The 16,478-nt window shown below is 36.2% G+C and carries 11 protein-coding genes; 7 read left to right on the top strand and 4 right to left on the bottom strand.

Translation table 11 applies throughout. The features are described from left to right. Positions 1-6: 6 nt before the first annotated feature. The 4 genes from AC4IFE_RS03980 to rimP all read right to left on the bottom strand — a co-directional run bounded on the left by AC4IFE_RS03980 (position 7) and on the right by rimP (position 8,528). Positions 7-2,895, bottom strand: coding sequence for a SusC/RagA family TonB-linked outer membrane protein (locus AC4IFE_RS03980; RefSeq protein WP_490755080.1), 2,889 nt, complete (start codon positions 2,893-2,895; stop codon positions 7-9). Positions 2,896-3,780: 885 nt separating this feature from the next. Beyond that, positions 3,781-6,732, bottom strand: a complete 2,952-nt coding sequence (infB, locus tag AC4IFE_RS03975) for a translation initiation factor IF-2 (protein ID WP_490755079.1) — start codon at positions 6,730-6,732, stop codon at positions 3,781-3,783. Between the two features lie 77 nt (positions 6,733-6,809). Then, positions 6,810-8,045 (bottom strand): transcription termination factor NusA, encoded by a 1,236-nt coding sequence (gene nusA, locus AC4IFE_RS03970; protein ID WP_111959002.1) that lies wholly within the window; start codon positions 8,043-8,045, stop codon positions 6,810-6,812. A 15-nt stretch (positions 8,046-8,060) separates the two neighbouring features. Continuing rightward, a complete protein-coding gene (gene rimP, locus AC4IFE_RS03965; protein WP_490755077.1) occupies positions 8,061-8,528 on the bottom strand; it encodes a ribosome assembly cofactor RimP in 468 nt (155 codons plus the stop codon). Positions 8,529-8,744: 216 nt separating this feature from the next. Here rimP and AC4IFE_RS03960 point away from each other — a divergent pair, with 216 nt between their 5' ends. The 7 genes from AC4IFE_RS03960 (at position 8,745) to AC4IFE_RS03930 (ending at position 16,478) form a co-directional block, all read left to right on the top strand. Continuing rightward, complete coding sequence (locus AC4IFE_RS03960; RefSeq protein ID WP_490755075.1) at positions 8,745-10,061, top strand: UDP-glucose dehydrogenase family protein; 1,317 nt, start codon at positions 8,745-8,747, stop codon at positions 10,059-10,061. Further along, positions 10,062-11,141: a dTDP-glucose 4,6-dehydratase gene (gene rfbB / locus AC4IFE_RS03955; RefSeq protein WP_490755073.1), complete on the top strand. Its 1,080-nt coding sequence runs from the start codon at positions 10,062-10,064 to the stop codon at positions 11,139-11,141. Between the two features lie 12 nt (positions 11,142-11,153). Then, positions 11,154-12,017: a glucose-1-phosphate thymidylyltransferase RfbA gene (rfbA, locus tag AC4IFE_RS03950; protein WP_490755071.1), complete on the top strand. Its 864-nt coding sequence runs from the start codon at positions 11,154-11,156 to the stop codon at positions 12,015-12,017. 200 nt (positions 12,018-12,217) lie between these two features. Beyond that, the gene (locus AC4IFE_RS03945) at positions 12,218-12,631 is read left to right on the top strand and encodes a sugar 3,4-ketoisomerase (RefSeq protein WP_490755069.1); all 414 of its coding nucleotides are present in this window, start codon (positions 12,218-12,220) and stop codon (positions 12,629-12,631) included. A gap of 189 nt (positions 12,632-12,820) precedes the next feature. Continuing rightward, positions 12,821-13,921, top strand: coding sequence for a DegT/DnrJ/EryC1/StrS family aminotransferase (locus AC4IFE_RS03940; RefSeq protein ID WP_490755067.1), 1,101 nt, complete (start codon positions 12,821-12,823; stop codon positions 13,919-13,921). A 518-nt stretch (positions 13,922-14,439) separates the two neighbouring features. Next, the gene (locus AC4IFE_RS03935) at positions 14,440-15,282 is read left to right on the top strand and encodes an ABC transporter permease (protein ID WP_490755066.1); all 843 of its coding nucleotides are present in this window, start codon (positions 14,440-14,442) and stop codon (positions 15,280-15,282) included. Next, positions 15,282-16,478 carry an ABC transporter ATP-binding protein gene (locus AC4IFE_RS03930; RefSeq protein WP_490755065.1) on the top strand — a complete coding sequence of 399 codons (1,197 nt, stop codon included), beginning with the start codon at positions 15,282-15,284 and terminating at the stop codon, positions 16,476-16,478. The genes AC4IFE_RS03935 and AC4IFE_RS03930 overlap by 1 nt, the downstream gene beginning before the upstream one ends.

The following is a 16,478-nucleotide window of genomic DNA, read 5'->3' as shown; positions in this document are numbered from 1 at the left end:
AATTTTTTAAAAATCAACTTTTACTCCTATTGTGTACATTCTTGGATTAGGATATACACTTAAGTTAGATCCTGTAAGTGGCTCCGGATCAAAACCTCTCCATTTTGTCCATGTATAAATATTTTCTCCTTGTACATAAATTCTAAGTCCTGTAATCGGAAGGTTTCGCAACTGCTCTTTTCTAAGCTGATACCCTAGAGTAACAGATCTCAATTTTAAGAAAGATGCATCTTTTATGAAATAATCAGAATCAGCTGTATACCCCCAGTTTGTAGCTCTTAAGCTTGGTGTATCAGAATTCGAATTTTCAGGAGTCCAAGCTCCCAACAAATCGGTTGACATGTTCGAAGATCCAACAGCACTAGATCCTAACCCCTCAGGATTAGCTAACCAATAAAGTGCATTATCGAATTTTTTTACACCTTTCTGGAAAGTAAATAAAGTATCAAAGAAGAAACCTTTATATCCACTTTCAAAGCCAAAGCTTCCTGCATATTTAGGAATAGGACTCACATCTAGGAATTGTGCATCTTCAACTTGTGGAGCTTCTGTAACCCCACCATCTTTAGTAAAGAATAATAAGTTACCATTACTCTTGTTTACACCAGCATATTTATAAACATACCATTCACTTAATGTGTGTCCAGCCATATTAACTGTTGTCCCTGGTTCTGGATCTCCAAAAATAGTATAGTCGTTGATTTTATTATTGTTATAAGAACCATTAGCAAATACACTGAAGTTAACATCATTTGTTTTTACAACGTTATAACGCAACCCAAGCTCAATACCCTTATTAGTCATTGTACCGTTGTTACCACTTACTGTATAAGCACCAGCAACACCTGAAATTGGAATTGTACTAAACAGGTTAGTTGTTTTCTTTGTATAGACATCAAAAGTACCCTCTAATTTATTGTTAAGCAAAGTGAAATCCAATCCAACATTTGCCTGAGCTACATCTTCCCACTGCACCAATGGGTTTCCGTATGCAAAACTTAATCCAAGCGCGTTACCATATCCTGTAGGAGAGGTATACAAGTCTCTAATAACCTGACTCGCCGTCAATAGGGGGTTTGCACCTGGATTTGCAGCTACAATATTCTGATTACCATTCGTTCCGTAAGAAGCTCTCAACTTAAGGTTATTAAATACAGAACCTTCCATGAAACTTTCTTTATCAATATTCCATCTACCCGCTACAGACCAATATGTTGCCCATCTGTTTTCTCCAACGAATCGATAGGATGCATCTCTTCTTAAGGTACCACTAAAACCAAATCTACTTGCATAATCATAATTTACTGTTCCGAAAACAGCTACAGTTCCAGCAGTAATTCTAGAAGCACTCACTGAAGGAATATAAGGGGAAGTTGCAGAATTATCAAATGGCACATATCCAGTTCCTGAACCTGGCACATATGTTCTTGGGTCTAAGCCGTTTTGTCTTCTGGTTGTAGATCTATAATTTACCTTATTATATTCCATGTTCACGGAAGCATCCACTGAATGCTCACCGGATTTCCCACTGTATAAAGCTGAGATTACATTATTAATAGTTAAATCTCTTGTTGTAGACTGATCTTCAAAACCAGTATATTTAGCTGCTCCTTGAGTAGCTAAAGCTAAATACGCCCAAGGGGCTCTACCAGAAATTCTATCACTTTGTCTGTAATCAATACCTAGTTTATTATTCACTGTAAAGTTCTTCGTAATACTGTAGGAAGCACCCAAATTTGCCCCAATAGATACCTGATCTACATAGTTTGGAAGATTACCTCTTGTTAAAAGGTTTTGCAATACATAAATATTATTTCCATTATTAAAGTTAGTTCCAATATCATTAAACAAAGCCTGTCCGTTTGCGTATTTAGTTGGACTTAAATAAGGTAATCCCTGAAGAACTCCCAAAAGCGGATTTTGTACAGAGTTGTTTCTAAGCCCCGTATTCGTTTCTTCAAATAATTCATTTCTTCTTGAAAAAGCAAGAGCTATCTGCGAATTGACATTCAGTTTATTGTCTTTAGACTTAGCCTGAATATTTGATCTTACTGTAAATCTCTTAAAGTCTGTAGTAGGCACAGCTCCACCCTGCTCCATATAACCAAAAGAGTTATAAGAAGACACATTTTCACCACCAGTTGAAAGCGCCACATCGTGAGACTGAAAAATCTCTGGTTTAAAGAAGTATTTTGACCAATCTGTACTGATGCCGGCATCCTTAGCCTTCTGCGCAGCAATATAATTTGAATTGGTTGGCGTCAAACCATACAATCTCATAATTCCCATATATTCCTCTGTATTGGCTAGATTGTACTTATCCAATGGTCTTAAAGACATACCTGTCATTCCGGTATAGGAAACTTTAAACCCACTGTTATATTTTCCTCTTTTAGTTCTGATAACTACAACACCATTAGCACCACGGTTACCATATACAGCAGTTGCTGCAGCATCCTTCAGAATTGTGATAGATTCGATATCACTAGGATTCAAATTTCTGTATTCGGAAGCATTTGATGGAATATCATCTATAACGACTAAAGCATCAGTATTACCATTGATGGAACTTGTTCCACGAATAAGCAAACTAAACTTAGCTGAACCTGGACTTCCGGAACCTCCATTCATAACCACCCCAGGAGCAGAACCCTGCAAAGAAGTCAACATATTAACGTTAGGTCTATTCTCAAGGAACACTTCCCCTACAGTATTAGAAGCAACAGTTGATTTTGGCTTCGTAATACTTTTTGAATAACCTAACAAAACCACTTCATCAATTGTTGTTTCTTTTTTTACTGTATCCTTTTTCTTAGTTGTTGTCTGCTGCGCAAGTACCATTCCTCCAAAGAAAAATAATGCGCCAGCACTCAATACACGTAGTTTAACATTCATATTAACAAATTTTAATATTTAATTGGCAAATATGTTAATAAATTTTAATACTTACAAATATTCAATAATAAAACTAATATATATTTTAACATATTTAAAATTATCTCCACGTTATGAATAATTATTAATACAAAAAAAAGGTAAATAACCACTAAAAAAACAATATAAAAGTTAAATTATACGAATATATTTAAATTAATTTAAATAACAAAATAACAATTTAGACTAATTCTAAATTTAAACAATTGGAAATTTATTAATTTATATAAAAAAATGAATATCACCTATTTACAAAATAATAATATCTTTACTCCTATTGTTTATCTCCAATATGTGATAAAACCACCCATTACAAAACCCTTAATATTAAAGCTAATTTAAGAGAAAAACAGTATTTGAAAAATCTATTTTTACATCTATTTCGTAGCCAATAAATCTTAATATTTCTTAAATAATCAATACATCAGGTAAAATATCTGCAATTCAGAATTTTAACATAACGTTTCCTAAAAAGAATTACAATATTTACAACAGAAAGTATTAAAAATATTATAAGGAATCAATTGGACTGACAAAACCATTTTCTAAAAATGATTTTATATTTATAGTGAAAAGAATATTATTTCCACCCTTTAAACTATCTGCTTTAAAAGACCTCGATTAGATATTATCATATCTTTTTCATTCAAACTGCTACACTAGCCACCTCACGCTTCTCTTATTATCTTTAAACCATTATCATAGCTCTCTCTATCAAATTTTGACGAAACTAACCATCTAAGCGATAAGTACAAGAGTATTCTCGTCAACATTATAAGCATATCAACTAGATAAACAAAAAAGCCACTTTTTACAAAGTGGCTTTTCAATTATAATTAAAAATTATTATTTCAGTTTTTTCTTAACAGCTACCTGTTCGTAAACTTCAAGAATATCTCCGACCTCAATATCGTTATAACCTTTTAGGTTCAATCCACACTCGTAACCTTTGGTTACTTCTCTTACATCATCTTTAAAACGTTTTAAGCTTTCCAGCTCTCCGTCGAATTTAACGATACCATCTCTCAATACCCTTACTTTAGACTGTCTGGTTACTTTACCTGAAAGAACCATACATCCTGCAATAGTACCTACTTTAGAGATTTTGAATACTTCTCTGATCTCAACATTACCGATTACCTGCTCTTTAATTTCAGGGGAAAGCATACCTTCCATCGCTTCTTTAACCTCATCGATGGCGGCATAAATTACGGAGTATGTTCTGATCTCGATTTCTTCTTTGTCAGCCAATTCTTTAGCATTAGCACCGGCTCTAACATTAAATCCGATAATAATTGCATCAGAAGCAGTTGCTAGGTTAACATCAGACTCAGTGATTTGCCCAACACCCTTGTGTAGAATATTAACGTTGATCTCTGCTGTAGACAATCTCTGTAACTGATCAGATAATGCTTCTACGGAACCATCCACGTCACCTTTAAGGATAATATTCAATTCTTTGAATTCACCTAAAGCAATTCTTCTTCCAAGTTCCTCAAGTGTAGTATGCTTCTTGGTTCTTATTGAAAGTTCTCTCTGTAACTGCTCTCTCTTATTGGCGATTGTTTTAGCTTCGCTTTCATCTGCATATACCTTAAATTTATCACCTGCTGTCGGTGCTCCGTCAAGGCCTAAGATCGTAACAGGGATTGAAGGACCGGCCTCTTTAAGGTTTCTGCCTCTTTCATCAAGCATAGCTTTTACCTTACCGTGGTTTTTACCTGCCACTACATAATCTCCAACTCTCAAAGTCCCGGTCTGTACCAGCATAGTGGCAACATATCCTCTTCCTTTGTCCAGTGATGCTTCAATAACAACTCCCTGAGCTGCTCTGTCAGGATTAGCCTTCAGATCAAGCATTTCTGCCTGAAGCAATACTTTTTCCAAAAGAACATCCATATTGTTACCAAATTTCGCGGAAATTTCCTGCGCCTGAACATTTCCACCCCACTCTTCTACCAGGATATTCATCCCGGAAAGTTGCTGACGGATATTATCAGGATTAGCATTTGGTCTGTCCACTTTGTTTAAAGCAATGATCATTGGCACTCCTGCAGCCTGTGCGTGAGAAATTGCTTCTCTCGTTTGAGGCATTACGTCATCATCGGCTGCAATTACAATAATTGCAATATCGGTGATCTGAGCACCTCTGGCTCTCATCGCTGTAAATGCTTCGTGACCCGGTGTATCTAAGAATGTAATTCTTTGTCCGTTTTCTAATTTTACGTTGTATGCTCCAATGTGCTGGGTAATACCTCCCGATTCACCAGCAATAACGTTGGTTTTTCTGATGTAGTCAAGTAAAGATGTTTTACCGTGGTCAACGTGACCCATTACCGTTACGATTGGTGCTCTTGGAGAAAGATCCTCCTCAGTATCCATATCCTCTTCAGATTCCACCTCTTCAAGATCAGCATCTGAGAATTCTATTTTATAACCAAACTCATCTGCAACTAATAATAAAGTATCAGCTTCCAGTCTTTGGTTCATTGTTACCATTACACCCAAAGAGAAACAAGCAGAAATAACTTCTGTTGGAGAAACATTCATTAAACTTGCCAATTCACCTACTGTGATGAATTCGGTCACTTTTAATGATCTGTCCTGAGCATCAATTTCCTGCTGACGTTCATCCTGTTCTCTACGGTAAGTTCTTTTATCTTTTCTGTGTTTAGCAGATTTGGATTTACCTCCTTTATTGGTTAATTTTTCAAGGGTTTCCTTAATTTGGTTTTTAACCTGCTCGTCGGTAAGCTCAACAGGCATAGTTCTCTGCCCTGGTCTGTTGTTGTTTCCGCCCGGGCCTTTTTTGAATCCGCCTCCCTGACCTGGTGGACGGCTTCCCTGGTTATTTCCAAAACGGTTTCCTCCCGGACCTCCTTGTCCTGGTGGACGGTTTCCTCCCGGACCTCCCTGTCCTTGCGGACGGTTTCCTCCCGGACCCCCTTGACCTTGGGGACGGTTACCCTGCCCTCCCTGGTTATTGTTATTATTTCCTGAGTTTTGGTTATTCCCCTGACCTTGTTGATTTGGTCCTCCGGGTTTTTCAATTCTCTTTCTTTTCTTTTTAGCGCCAGAACCAGGTTTTGGTGCAAACTGCGTTAAGTCAATCTTTTCACCAACGATCTTAGGACCGTCAAGCTTCTGATAAACAGTTTCTATTTTCTGAGGTTCCTGAGATTCAGGCTCAGCTGGTTTTTGAGGCTCTGCTTTGCTTTCAGCAGGCTCAGGCTGCTTTGGAGTTTCTTTCACAGGTTCTGCCGGTTTTTCCTCTTCTTTTTTCTCCTCCATTTTGGGTTTGTCTTTTTTCACAGGTCTATTTCTGGATTCTATTTGGGACAGATCGATTTTATCCAGAACTTTGAATTCCTGTTTTTCAGGAGCTGCTTTAACTTCCGGTTCAGCCACAACTTCTTCTTTCTTCTCTTCAACCGGTGCCACTACAGCTGCTGGTGCTGCAGGCACTTCTTCAACCTCAGGAGCCTTAGATTCCAGATCTATTTTACCTAAAATTTTAGTTTCCGGTTTATTTGCTTTAGCTCTTATTACTTCAGGGGTTTTCTTTTCTTCAATTTCCAGCTTTTCTTCCGGAACTTTAGTGATCACCACCTCATGGGAAGCCTTTCTCTGTTCGCCGTCTTTGGCAAACTCAGCCTCCAATGCAGAATATGCCGCTTCTTCTAATTGAGCGTTAGGATTGTTTTCAACTTCGAAATCCTTTGACTGTAAAAACTCTACTAATCTGGACATCGAGATGTTGAATTCCTTAACCGCTTTATTTAATCTTATTTTTGGCATCTATATTATTTACTATTTTTTTAATTCTTAAAATTAAAGTATTTCTTTTTTACTGTTTATTAAAATTCATTAAAATCTTAATCTTCAAATTCTTCTCTCAGAATACGTTTTACATCTTCGATAGTTTCTTCTTCAAGATCTACCATATTCAGAAGACTTTCGGTATCCTTATCCAATACTGATTTCGCAGTAGTAAGACCTACTTTCTTAAATTCATCCAAAATCCACTGCTCAATATCGTCATTAAATTCTCTCAAATCAACATCGTCATCCTCGCTGGATTCTCTATAAACATCTATTTCATATCCGGATAACCAAGAAGCCAGCCTGATATTCTGCCCTTGTTTTCCGATTACTTTGGAAATTTCTTCAACCGGAGTATAAACTAACGCGTAGTTTGCATCTTCATTGATATCAATTTTGTTAATGGTAACATTTCCTAAAGCTCTCTTTACCATGATTTCAGGGTTTTTAGACCACTGAATCACATCGATGTTTTCATTTCTCAACTCTCTTACAACTCCATGAATTCTGGATCCTTTCACTCCCACACAAGCACCTACAGGATCTATTCTGTCATCATAAGCATCTACTGCAATCTTCGCCTTCTCACCAGGAATTCTTACTACTTTCTTAAGCATAATAGTTCCGTCCTGGATTTCAGGAATTTCCAGCTCTAATAATTTCTCTAGAAATTTAGGTGCAGTTCTGGAAATAATAATCTGTGGCTTTGAACCTTTAAAATCTACCGTCTCAACAATGGCTCTGATATTCTCGCCTTTTTTAAAGAAGTCGGACGGGATCTGGTTTTCTTTTGGCAAAATGAACTCGTTCTCCTCATCATCCAATAAGATCACATGTTTGTGACGGATATGGTGAATCTCTCCAATAACAATTTCCCCAATTTTATCTCTGAACTGCTCATAAAGCATTGCATTATTATGTTCCTGAAGTTTTGTAGCCAGGATCTGCTTTAAGGTAAGGATATTTCTTCTTCCCAGCTGAGCAACAGGAATTTCCATCGTAAAATCTTCACCCACTTCAAAAGTAGGGTCAATCTTCTTCGCTTCAGAAAGCTCAATTTCCAGATCATCATCTTCAGACATTTCGTCCTCTACAATCGTTTTATTTAAAAATATCTGAAAATCTCCTTTATCAGGGTTAACAATTACATCGAAATGATCATCTGAATCAAATCTCTTTCTCAAAAGGGTCTTCAGTGAATCTTCAATAATTGCCATAAGATCAATCTTACTGATCCCTTTTTCGTCTTTAAAATCACCAAAGGATTCAATCAACGCTATATTATCCATCTATTTTTTTTTCTTTTAAAATTTAATTATTACTAACGCTTTTTTTATCTCAGAGTAAGGAATTTCTTTTTCCTCCTCCACATCCACTTTCCCTTTTCCGATCTCTTTCGGCTTTCGGTAGCGTAAAATAAGTGTAATCTTTTCATCCTCCACTTTTGCCAGCTCACCTTCAATTTTGGAAGCATCATTCAGCAATACTTCTATTTCTCTTCCTAAATTCTTTCTGAACTGTCTGGGGGCGGAAAGCGGCTCACTTAATCCTGCAGACATTACCTGAAGGCTAAAATCATGCTCTTCACGGTCCATATTAAACTCTATAGCACGGCTTGCATCAAGGCAGTCCTGAAGAGTCACCCCATTATCACCATCCAGGATCACAGTAATATCATCTCCTGCAGAAAATTTCAGATCAACAAGAAATAAATCCTTTCTGGTCTCAAGGAATTCATTTAATAATTCTTCAATTCTTTTTCTAAACTCCATACATTAATTATCTTGATTTACCAGTACGAAAAAAGGCTTTCTTCCGAAGCCTTCCCATTTTTCCTGTAAATCCACTGCAAATATACGCATTTTTTCTAAAAAAGCAAAATCTACTTAATTATCAAGTAAATACCTTAAAATATGGATTAAGGTAAATTAAACAGGCGGGTGAAAGTATTTTTATTATTTTTGTCCTGAAATTTAAAAACATACATTTTGAATATAACAATTGTAGGAACAGGTTATGTAGGGCTGGTTACAGGTACTACCCTGGCAGAACTTGGCAATTCAGTATACTGTGTTGATATTGATGAAAAGAAAGTAGAAGGTATGAAAAACGGCATTGTTCCCATCTATGAGCCGAACCTTGAAGAGATGTTTCTGAGAAACATTCAATCCGAAAGATTATTTTTCACTACCAATCTTAAGGAAGCTTTAGACAAAAGTGAAGTTATATACCTGGCACTGCCAACACCACCGGGAGAAGACGGCTCTGCAGATCTTTCATATGTAATCCAGGTGGCCAATAATATCGGAGAAATGATGACGGAATACAAGGTCATCGTTAACAAAAGCACCGTTCCCGTAGGAACCGCAGACAAAGTAAGAGAAGTAATTGCTTCCAAAACAGATATTCCTTTTGATGTAGTTTCCAATCCGGAATTCTTAAGAGAAGGGTTTGCCGTGGAAGATTCTATGAATCCTTCAAGGGTTGTCGTGGGTGCCAGCTCTGAAAAAGCAAAAAATATCATGGCTCAGATTTACCAGCCATTTACCAATACCGGAATTCCGATCATCTTTATGGATGAGAAATCATCGGAGCTTACAAAATATGCCGCCAACTCATTCCTTGCCGTAAAAATCACTTTCATGAATGAAATTGCCAATTACTGCGAGAAAGTAGGTGCTGACGTGGATAAAGTAAGACTTGGAATGGGAAGCGATGACAGAATCGGGCACCGGTTTTTATTCCCGGGTATCGGATATGGCGGAAGCTGTTTCCCTAAAGATGTAAAGGCTCTTATCAAGTCCGGAATACAGGAGGATTTCAATTTCCAGATTCTTGAGGCTACTGAAAAAGTAAATACCTCACAAAAAGTAATTCTTGTTTCAGAAATAGAAAAATACTTCGGGGGAAATATCCGTGGAAAAAAAATTGCCATGTGGGGCCTGGCATTCAAAGCCAATACAGATGATATCCGTGAAGCATCTTCTTTGGACAATATTGCTCTTTTATTAGAAAAAGGCGCAGAAATTGCTGCGTATGATGCGGTAGCAGAAAGTAACGTGCAAAAACTTCTTGGTGATAAAATACATTATGCGAAAGGAATGTATGACGCTCTTGAAGATGCAGATGCCTTATTCATTGCTACAGAATGGCCTGAGTTTAAAAATCCGAATTTTGAACTGATGGCTAAAAAAATGAAAAACAAAGTTATTTTTGACGGAAGAAACATGTATCCGTTAGAAATCCCGGAACAGAATGGATTTCATTATAAAAGTATAGGAAGAAAGACCATAGAAAATAAATAGATGAAAAATATAATTATTACCGGAGGGGCCGGATTTATAGGATCTCACGTTGTAAGAGAGTTCGTAAAAAATAATCCGGACACAACAATCATTAATCTTGATGCCCTCACTTATGCCGGAAATTTAGAAAACCTGAAGGATATTGAAAATGAGCCTAATTATGTTTTTGAAAAGGCAGACATTACAAAACCCGAAGAATTAAGGAAAGTATTCGAAAAATACAGTCCTGATGCTGTCGTGCATCTGGCTGCAGAAAGTCATGTAGACAGAAGTATTACAGACCCGATGGCATTCATTAATACCAATGTGAACGGAACTGCCAATCTTCTTAATTTATGTAAGGAATTCTGGACCCTAAATCCGGATCACACCCATGGCAGATTTCCTGATGAGAAAAGAAATAATTTATTTTATCACGTTTCTACGGACGAAGTATACGGAAGTCTTGGCGAAACAGGATTCTTTTTGGAAACGACTGCCTATGATCCTCAATCTCCGTATTCGGCTTCAAAAGCAGCCTCTGACCATCTGGTAAGAGCTTATGGAAACACTTACGGAATGCCATTCATCATATCCAACTGTTCAAACAATTACGGCCCGAACCATTTCCCTGAAAAACTAATCCCTCTGTGTATATCAAATATTATTAATGAAAGACCATTGCCAATTTATGGTGACGGAAAATATACAAGAGACTGGCTATTTGTAATAGATCACGCAAAAGGTATTCATCAGATCTTTAATGAAGCTAAAACTGGTGAGACATACAATATTGGAGGATTCAACGAGTGGCAGAATATTGATCTGGTAAAAGAATTGATTAAGCAAATGGATTCCAAATTAGGAAAACCGGAAGGGTATTCTGAAAAATTAATCACGTTCGTAAAAGACAGACCGGGACATGATAAGCGTTATGCTATTGATGCAACAAAACTTAATAAAGATTTAGGCTGGAAGCCGTCTGTAACTTTCGAAGAAGGACTTTCAAAAACGATCGACTGGTATCTTGAGAACAAAGAGTGGCTTGAGAATGTTACCAGCGGGGACTATCAGAAATATTACGAAAAGCAATATAATTAACAAACACAGAAAATGAAAGGAATTATATTAGCCGGTGGTTCCGGGACCAGACTTTACCCTCTTACAATCGCCGTAAGTAAGCAGCTGATGCCTGTTTATGACAAGCCAATGATTTATTATCCCCTTTCAACTTTATTGCTGGCAGGGATTAAAGATATTCTGATCATTACAACTCCTCATGACCAAGCAGGATTTATTAAACTTTTAGGCGACGGATCCCAGATCGGATGCAACATTGAATATGTCGTGCAGCCGAGTCCTGACGGATTGGCACAGGCCTTTATTTTAGGTGATGAATTTATCGGCAATGATCCTGTAGCACTGGTATTAGGAGACAATATCTTCTATGGTTCTGAAATGGGAACTTTGCTCAAGAACAAAACCAATCCTGATGGCGGAGTGGTTTTCGCCTATCATGTTTCAGATCCTGAAAGGTATGGTGTTGTAGAATTTGACGATGACCTTAAAGCTATATCCATTGAGGAAAAACCTTTAAATCCTAAATCCAATTATGCAGTTCCCGGCTTATATTTTTACGATAATGAAGTAGTGGATATCGCAAAAAACATTCAGCCTTCCGCAAGAGGAGAGCTTGAAATTACAGATGTCAATAATGTTTATTTAAGCAAAGGAAAACTTGAAGTAGGTGTTCTCGACAGAGGTACCGCATGGCTTGATACCGGAACTTTTGACTCTCTGAATGATGCTTCTGAATTTGTAAGCGTTATTGAAAAAAGACAGGGTTTCAAGATAGGCTGTATTGAAGAAATTGCCTTCAGGAATAAATTCATCAACGAAGAAAAGCTGCTTGAAACTGCTGAAAAATATGGTAAAAGCGGCTATGGTGAATACCTTAAAAAGCTGGTCAGAAAGTAACATTATCATATTCTGAACTTTACAATAACTATTGGCTTTACAGCCGATAGTTTTTTATGTAACATCATCTCATATTTCCTTAATACAGAATATTTATTTGATGTAAATTTTTATACATGATCATCTAATATCAACAGGCTATACTCCGATAGTAATTTTATAATTAACTTTGAGGGCTTAAAGAATTATCTATAAAATTAATGGAATACAATAAACCGCAAATCATTACATTTGATAAAATAGGCTCATCACATCTGGGCTATATTACTATAGCAGAGAATCAGAAAAATGTTCCTTTTGAGATAAAGCGTGTCTACTGGACGTATTATACACCTCATAATGTAACGAGAGGAGGACATGCCCATAAGGCGCTGCAGCAGCTCATATTCGCTGTTTCAGGAACAATTACCTTTAATACCGAGGATAAAGAAGGCCATAAAGAAACTTTTATTTTAGATCACCCTACAAAAGGTTTATATATTCCCAAATTGGTATGGCGTGACATTCAGTTTTCCCATAATGCAGTCCTGTTGTGTCTGGCTTCGGAAGTATATGAAGAAGAAGATTACTTCCGGGATTATGAAAGTTTTAAGGAAACAACGCAGAAAAAATAATTAGCCTACACTTTATCTGTATGACGGCGGTAATAAATATAAATAACACACAATAGCAATTGATTATAAAGGAATTAAACTAAGATTTGTTCTGACTAATGATGCTTCATTTATATCACCCCCGGTTTTGGAGTAGGTATTACTGGAGAGCATTCTGTTTAAATACAATTGACATAAAAAAATAGCATTATGATAAAATTTCTTGATCTTCAAAAGATCAATTTACAGCATCAGGAAGAAATTGAGAACAAGCTTCTAGGTGTTTTCCGCAGTGGCTGGTATTTGCTGGGAAATGAGCTAAAAAACTTTGAGACCAATCTTTCCTCATATATCGGATCAGAATATGCTTTAGGAGTAGCCAACGGACTGGATGCTCTCCGCCTTATCTTCCGTGCCTATATTGAGTTGGGCTTCATGCAACCCGGTGATGAAGTTCTTGTTCCGGCTAACACTTATATCGCTTCAGTCCTGGCTTTATCAGATAACGGACTCATCCCTGTATTTGTAGAACCGGATACCAATACCTATAATATTGATATCTCAAAAATTGAAGAAAAAATAACTCCGAAAACAAAAGCTATACTCATCGTTCACCTTCAGGGAAGAATTGTTTTTTCTGAAGAGCTTAAAAATATCACATCAAAGTATAACCTAAAGATCGTAGAAGACAATGCACAGGCGATCGGCGCAGAATGGAACGGTATTAAATCAGGAAACCTCGGTGATGCTGCAGGTTTCAGCTTTTATCCCGGAAAAAACCTTGGGGCTTTAGGAGATGCGGGAGCCGTAACTACGAATGACAAAGAACTATTCGAAGCCATCCGCGCTATAGCCAACTACGGTTCAAACCAGAAATATGTTAACATTTATAAAGGATTAAATTCCAGGCTGGATGAAATTCAGGCCGCTGTTTTGGATGTGAAGCTGAAATATATCGGTCACGAAAACGATACCCGAAGAGAAATCGCCAAACGATTCATCTCTGAGATCAACAACCCAAAGATCATCCTTCCTGAAAATCCTGCTGAAGAAAAAGAGCATGTATGGCATGTTTTCGTCATAAGAACAGAAAAGAGAGATGAACTCCAGGCCTATTTAACAGAAAAAGGCATCAATACTATTATCCACTATCCTATTCCGCCTCACAAGCAGGAAGCATACAAAGAGTACAGCCATCTTTCATTCCCTATTACAGAGAAAATGCATGATGAAGTACTGAGTCTTCCGATTTCTTCTGTTTTGGAAGAGGAAGAGATCCAGGCTATTATCAAGGCTGTTAATGAATTTTAAAGATTACACTGTAATAAGGCTCAAGATTTTTCAGTCAAAATGCTGAACAATGAATATCCTGAACAATTCGTCAACAAATAAGATTCTTATTATAAATTTCAAGAACTATTGGCTTTATGGCTAATAGTTTTTTGTTTATAATAACAAATATCAATATATTAGTTGATGCTTTCAGATTTATGTGAATAATTATTCATTAATTGGAAATACTAAATAAGAATTAAATATTTTAAATTTGCAAAAACTTACACAAATGAATGAACCACAACAGAAGTTGGGTAGAACTGTAAATTATGGCCTGGCAATTATTTTCAGAGTCTTTCGAAAATCCCTACAGATGAAACTTTACAATTCATCTGATTTCCAAATATAATATCATAATTATTTTATGAATAGCTTTAGCCATAGCAACAATACCTCACTTTAGTTGTTGTTTTCTGGTTTTATATAAATAATAATTTACAAACCTGAAAATGCGAGGATACTTAATGATTATAAATTTGTAAAAAAAATCTAATTTGAAAACCGTAGTATACACATCTGATAAAAAAACACATTTTTTCCAGGAGCTAAAATCAATTTACCGGGATATTAAATCATCTAATTTCTTAGCCTATCAAATGACCAAAAGGGATATACAATCTCAACACAGACAGTCTTTGCTCGGTTTCTTTTGGATCATAGCCCCTGTAATTGTCAACTCCTTGATTTGGCTATTCTTAAATGGCTCCGGAGTAGTAAATGTAAGAACTCCCGAAGGAATACCTTATCCTGTTTTTGTTATTTTAGGAACCACGATATGGAGTATCTTCTCTGAAGCTATCCAAAGTCCTATCATTTCGGTAAATGCAGGAAGAGCAATTATTTCAAAAATCAATTTTCCAAAAGAAGCGTTGTTAATGAAAGGTTTATACACCTCTCTTTTCAATTTAATTATAAAAATGGTCCCTATTATAGCTATTTTGATAATTTATAAAATTTCTCCTTCTTGGAATTTGCTTCTTTTTCCTTTTTATATCTTAGCTTTAACTATCTTCGCTTTTACCATAGGCCTAATTATTACCCCGCTAGGATTAATCTACACGGATATAAGCAAAATACTAACTACAGGCATTCCTTTTTTAATGTATTTTACGCCTGTTGTATATGCTGTACCAACAATAGGGATTTTTAAATTTTTATTTAATCTTAACCCATTAACTTATTTAATTAATGATTCTCGAAACACTTTGGTAGGAGTAGAAACACAGTCTTTGATGTTCACAATCATTTTAACGGTTGTCAGTTGTATTGTTTTATTAATCGGCTTAGTTATTTTTAGAAAATCAATGCCAATAGTTATTGAAAAAATTGCAGGATAATGAAAAAAGATAGAGAAGTATTAGTTTCGGTACAGAATGTATCTAAAAAATTCAGCAAAAACCTGAGGAGTTCACTGAAGTATGGAGCCTCAGATATTATCCGCAGTACACTTGGTTTATCAATAAATAAAGAATTACGCCCTCAGGAATTTTGGGCTGTAAAAGATGTTAGCTTTGATCTAGTAAGGGGAGAATGCATTGGCTTAATTGGTCATAACGGTGCCGGGAAATCGTCTCTTTTAAAGGTTCTAAACGGATTATATGCTCCGGATAAAGGTCAGATTATCATGAAGGGAAAAATAGGAGCACTGATAGAATTAGGCGCCGGTTTTAACCCGATACTTACGGGGCGAGAAAATATATATAGCAATGCCTCCATTTTAGGATTTACGAAAAAAGAAGTTGAAGAAAAAATACAATCTATAATAGATTTTTCGGAAATAAATGATTTTATAGACACCCCGGTGCAAAACTATTCCTCAGGAATGAAGGTGCGTTTAGGCTTTGCTGTTGCAGCTCATCTTGAACCGGATATCCTGATTATTGATGAAGTCTTAGCAGTTGGAGATTTAGGATTTGTTTTAAAATGCTTTAGCAAAATTGACGAACTACTTCCTCATACAGCAGTAATCTTTGTTTCTCATAGTATGCCCATGGTCTCCCGCATCTGTAACGAAATAATCCTAATGGATCATGGTAAAGTTGAATATCAGGGAAAAGAAATAGGAAAAGGTATACAACTTTATTACAATAAATTTTCGAACAACAGCCAGAATAAAGTATATGATAACAACACTTTTGAATTGATTTCTGCAAAAACAGATCTTTTGAATAACGAAATACACCGTTATCAGGACTTTAACCTTACTTTTGAATTCAAAATCAATAAACCTGTTGATGAATTACCTGTTTTATATCTTGAATTCAAGGATAAAGAACAGAAACCTATTGCAGGAATTACAGTTAAAGAAAATAAAGAAGATATAAACCAATCCACAAAAATTGTTTACAAAACGACTGTAAAAAATCCTCTTTTCACCTTAGGAAAATATATTATGGATGTAGGATTATATGAACCCGCTACAGAATCCCCTTATCTTCGAATCAATAACATTCTGGAGTTTACGGTAGATGGAGAAAAAGAACAATGGATCCCGTTTGAGCTTGATAGCGAAAATATCATAACTTTACATTAA

It is taken from the genome of Chryseobacterium sp. UF-81 (assembly GCF_058245105.1).
This window is presented reverse-complemented; position numbering and strand designations above follow the sequence as displayed.

What these genes read in the sequence shown, in the direction of transcription:
- AC4IFE_RS03980 (WP_490755080.1), bottom strand. Translation starts at nt 2,895, where the DNA reads ATGAATGTTAAACTACGTGTATTGAGTGCTGGCGCATTATTTTTCTTT.
- infB (WP_490755079.1), bottom strand. Translation starts at nt 6,732, where the DNA reads ATGCCAAAAATAAGATTAAATAAAGCGGTTAAGGAATTCAACATCTCG.
- nusA (WP_111959002.1), bottom strand. Translation starts at nt 8,045, where the DNA reads ATGGATAATATAGCGTTGATTGAATCCTTTGGTGATTTTAAAGACGAA.
- rimP (WP_490755077.1), bottom strand. Translation starts at nt 8,528, where the DNA reads ATGGAGTTTAGAAAAAGAATTGAAGAATTATTAAATGAATTCCTTGAG.
- rfbB (WP_490755073.1), top strand. Translation starts at nt 10,062, where the DNA reads ATGAAAAATATAATTATTACCGGAGGGGCCGGATTTATAGGATCTCAC.
- rfbA (WP_490755071.1), top strand. Translation starts at nt 11,154, where the DNA reads ATGAAAGGAATTATATTAGCCGGTGGTTCCGGGACCAGACTTTACCCT.
- AC4IFE_RS03945 (WP_490755069.1), top strand. Translation starts at nt 12,218, where the DNA reads ATGGAATACAATAAACCGCAAATCATTACATTTGATAAAATAGGCTCA.
- AC4IFE_RS03940 (WP_490755067.1), top strand. Translation starts at nt 12,821, where the DNA reads ATGATAAAATTTCTTGATCTTCAAAAGATCAATTTACAGCATCAGGAA.
- AC4IFE_RS03930 (WP_490755065.1), top strand. Translation starts at nt 15,282, where the DNA reads ATGAAAAAAGATAGAGAAGTATTAGTTTCGGTACAGAATGTATCTAAA.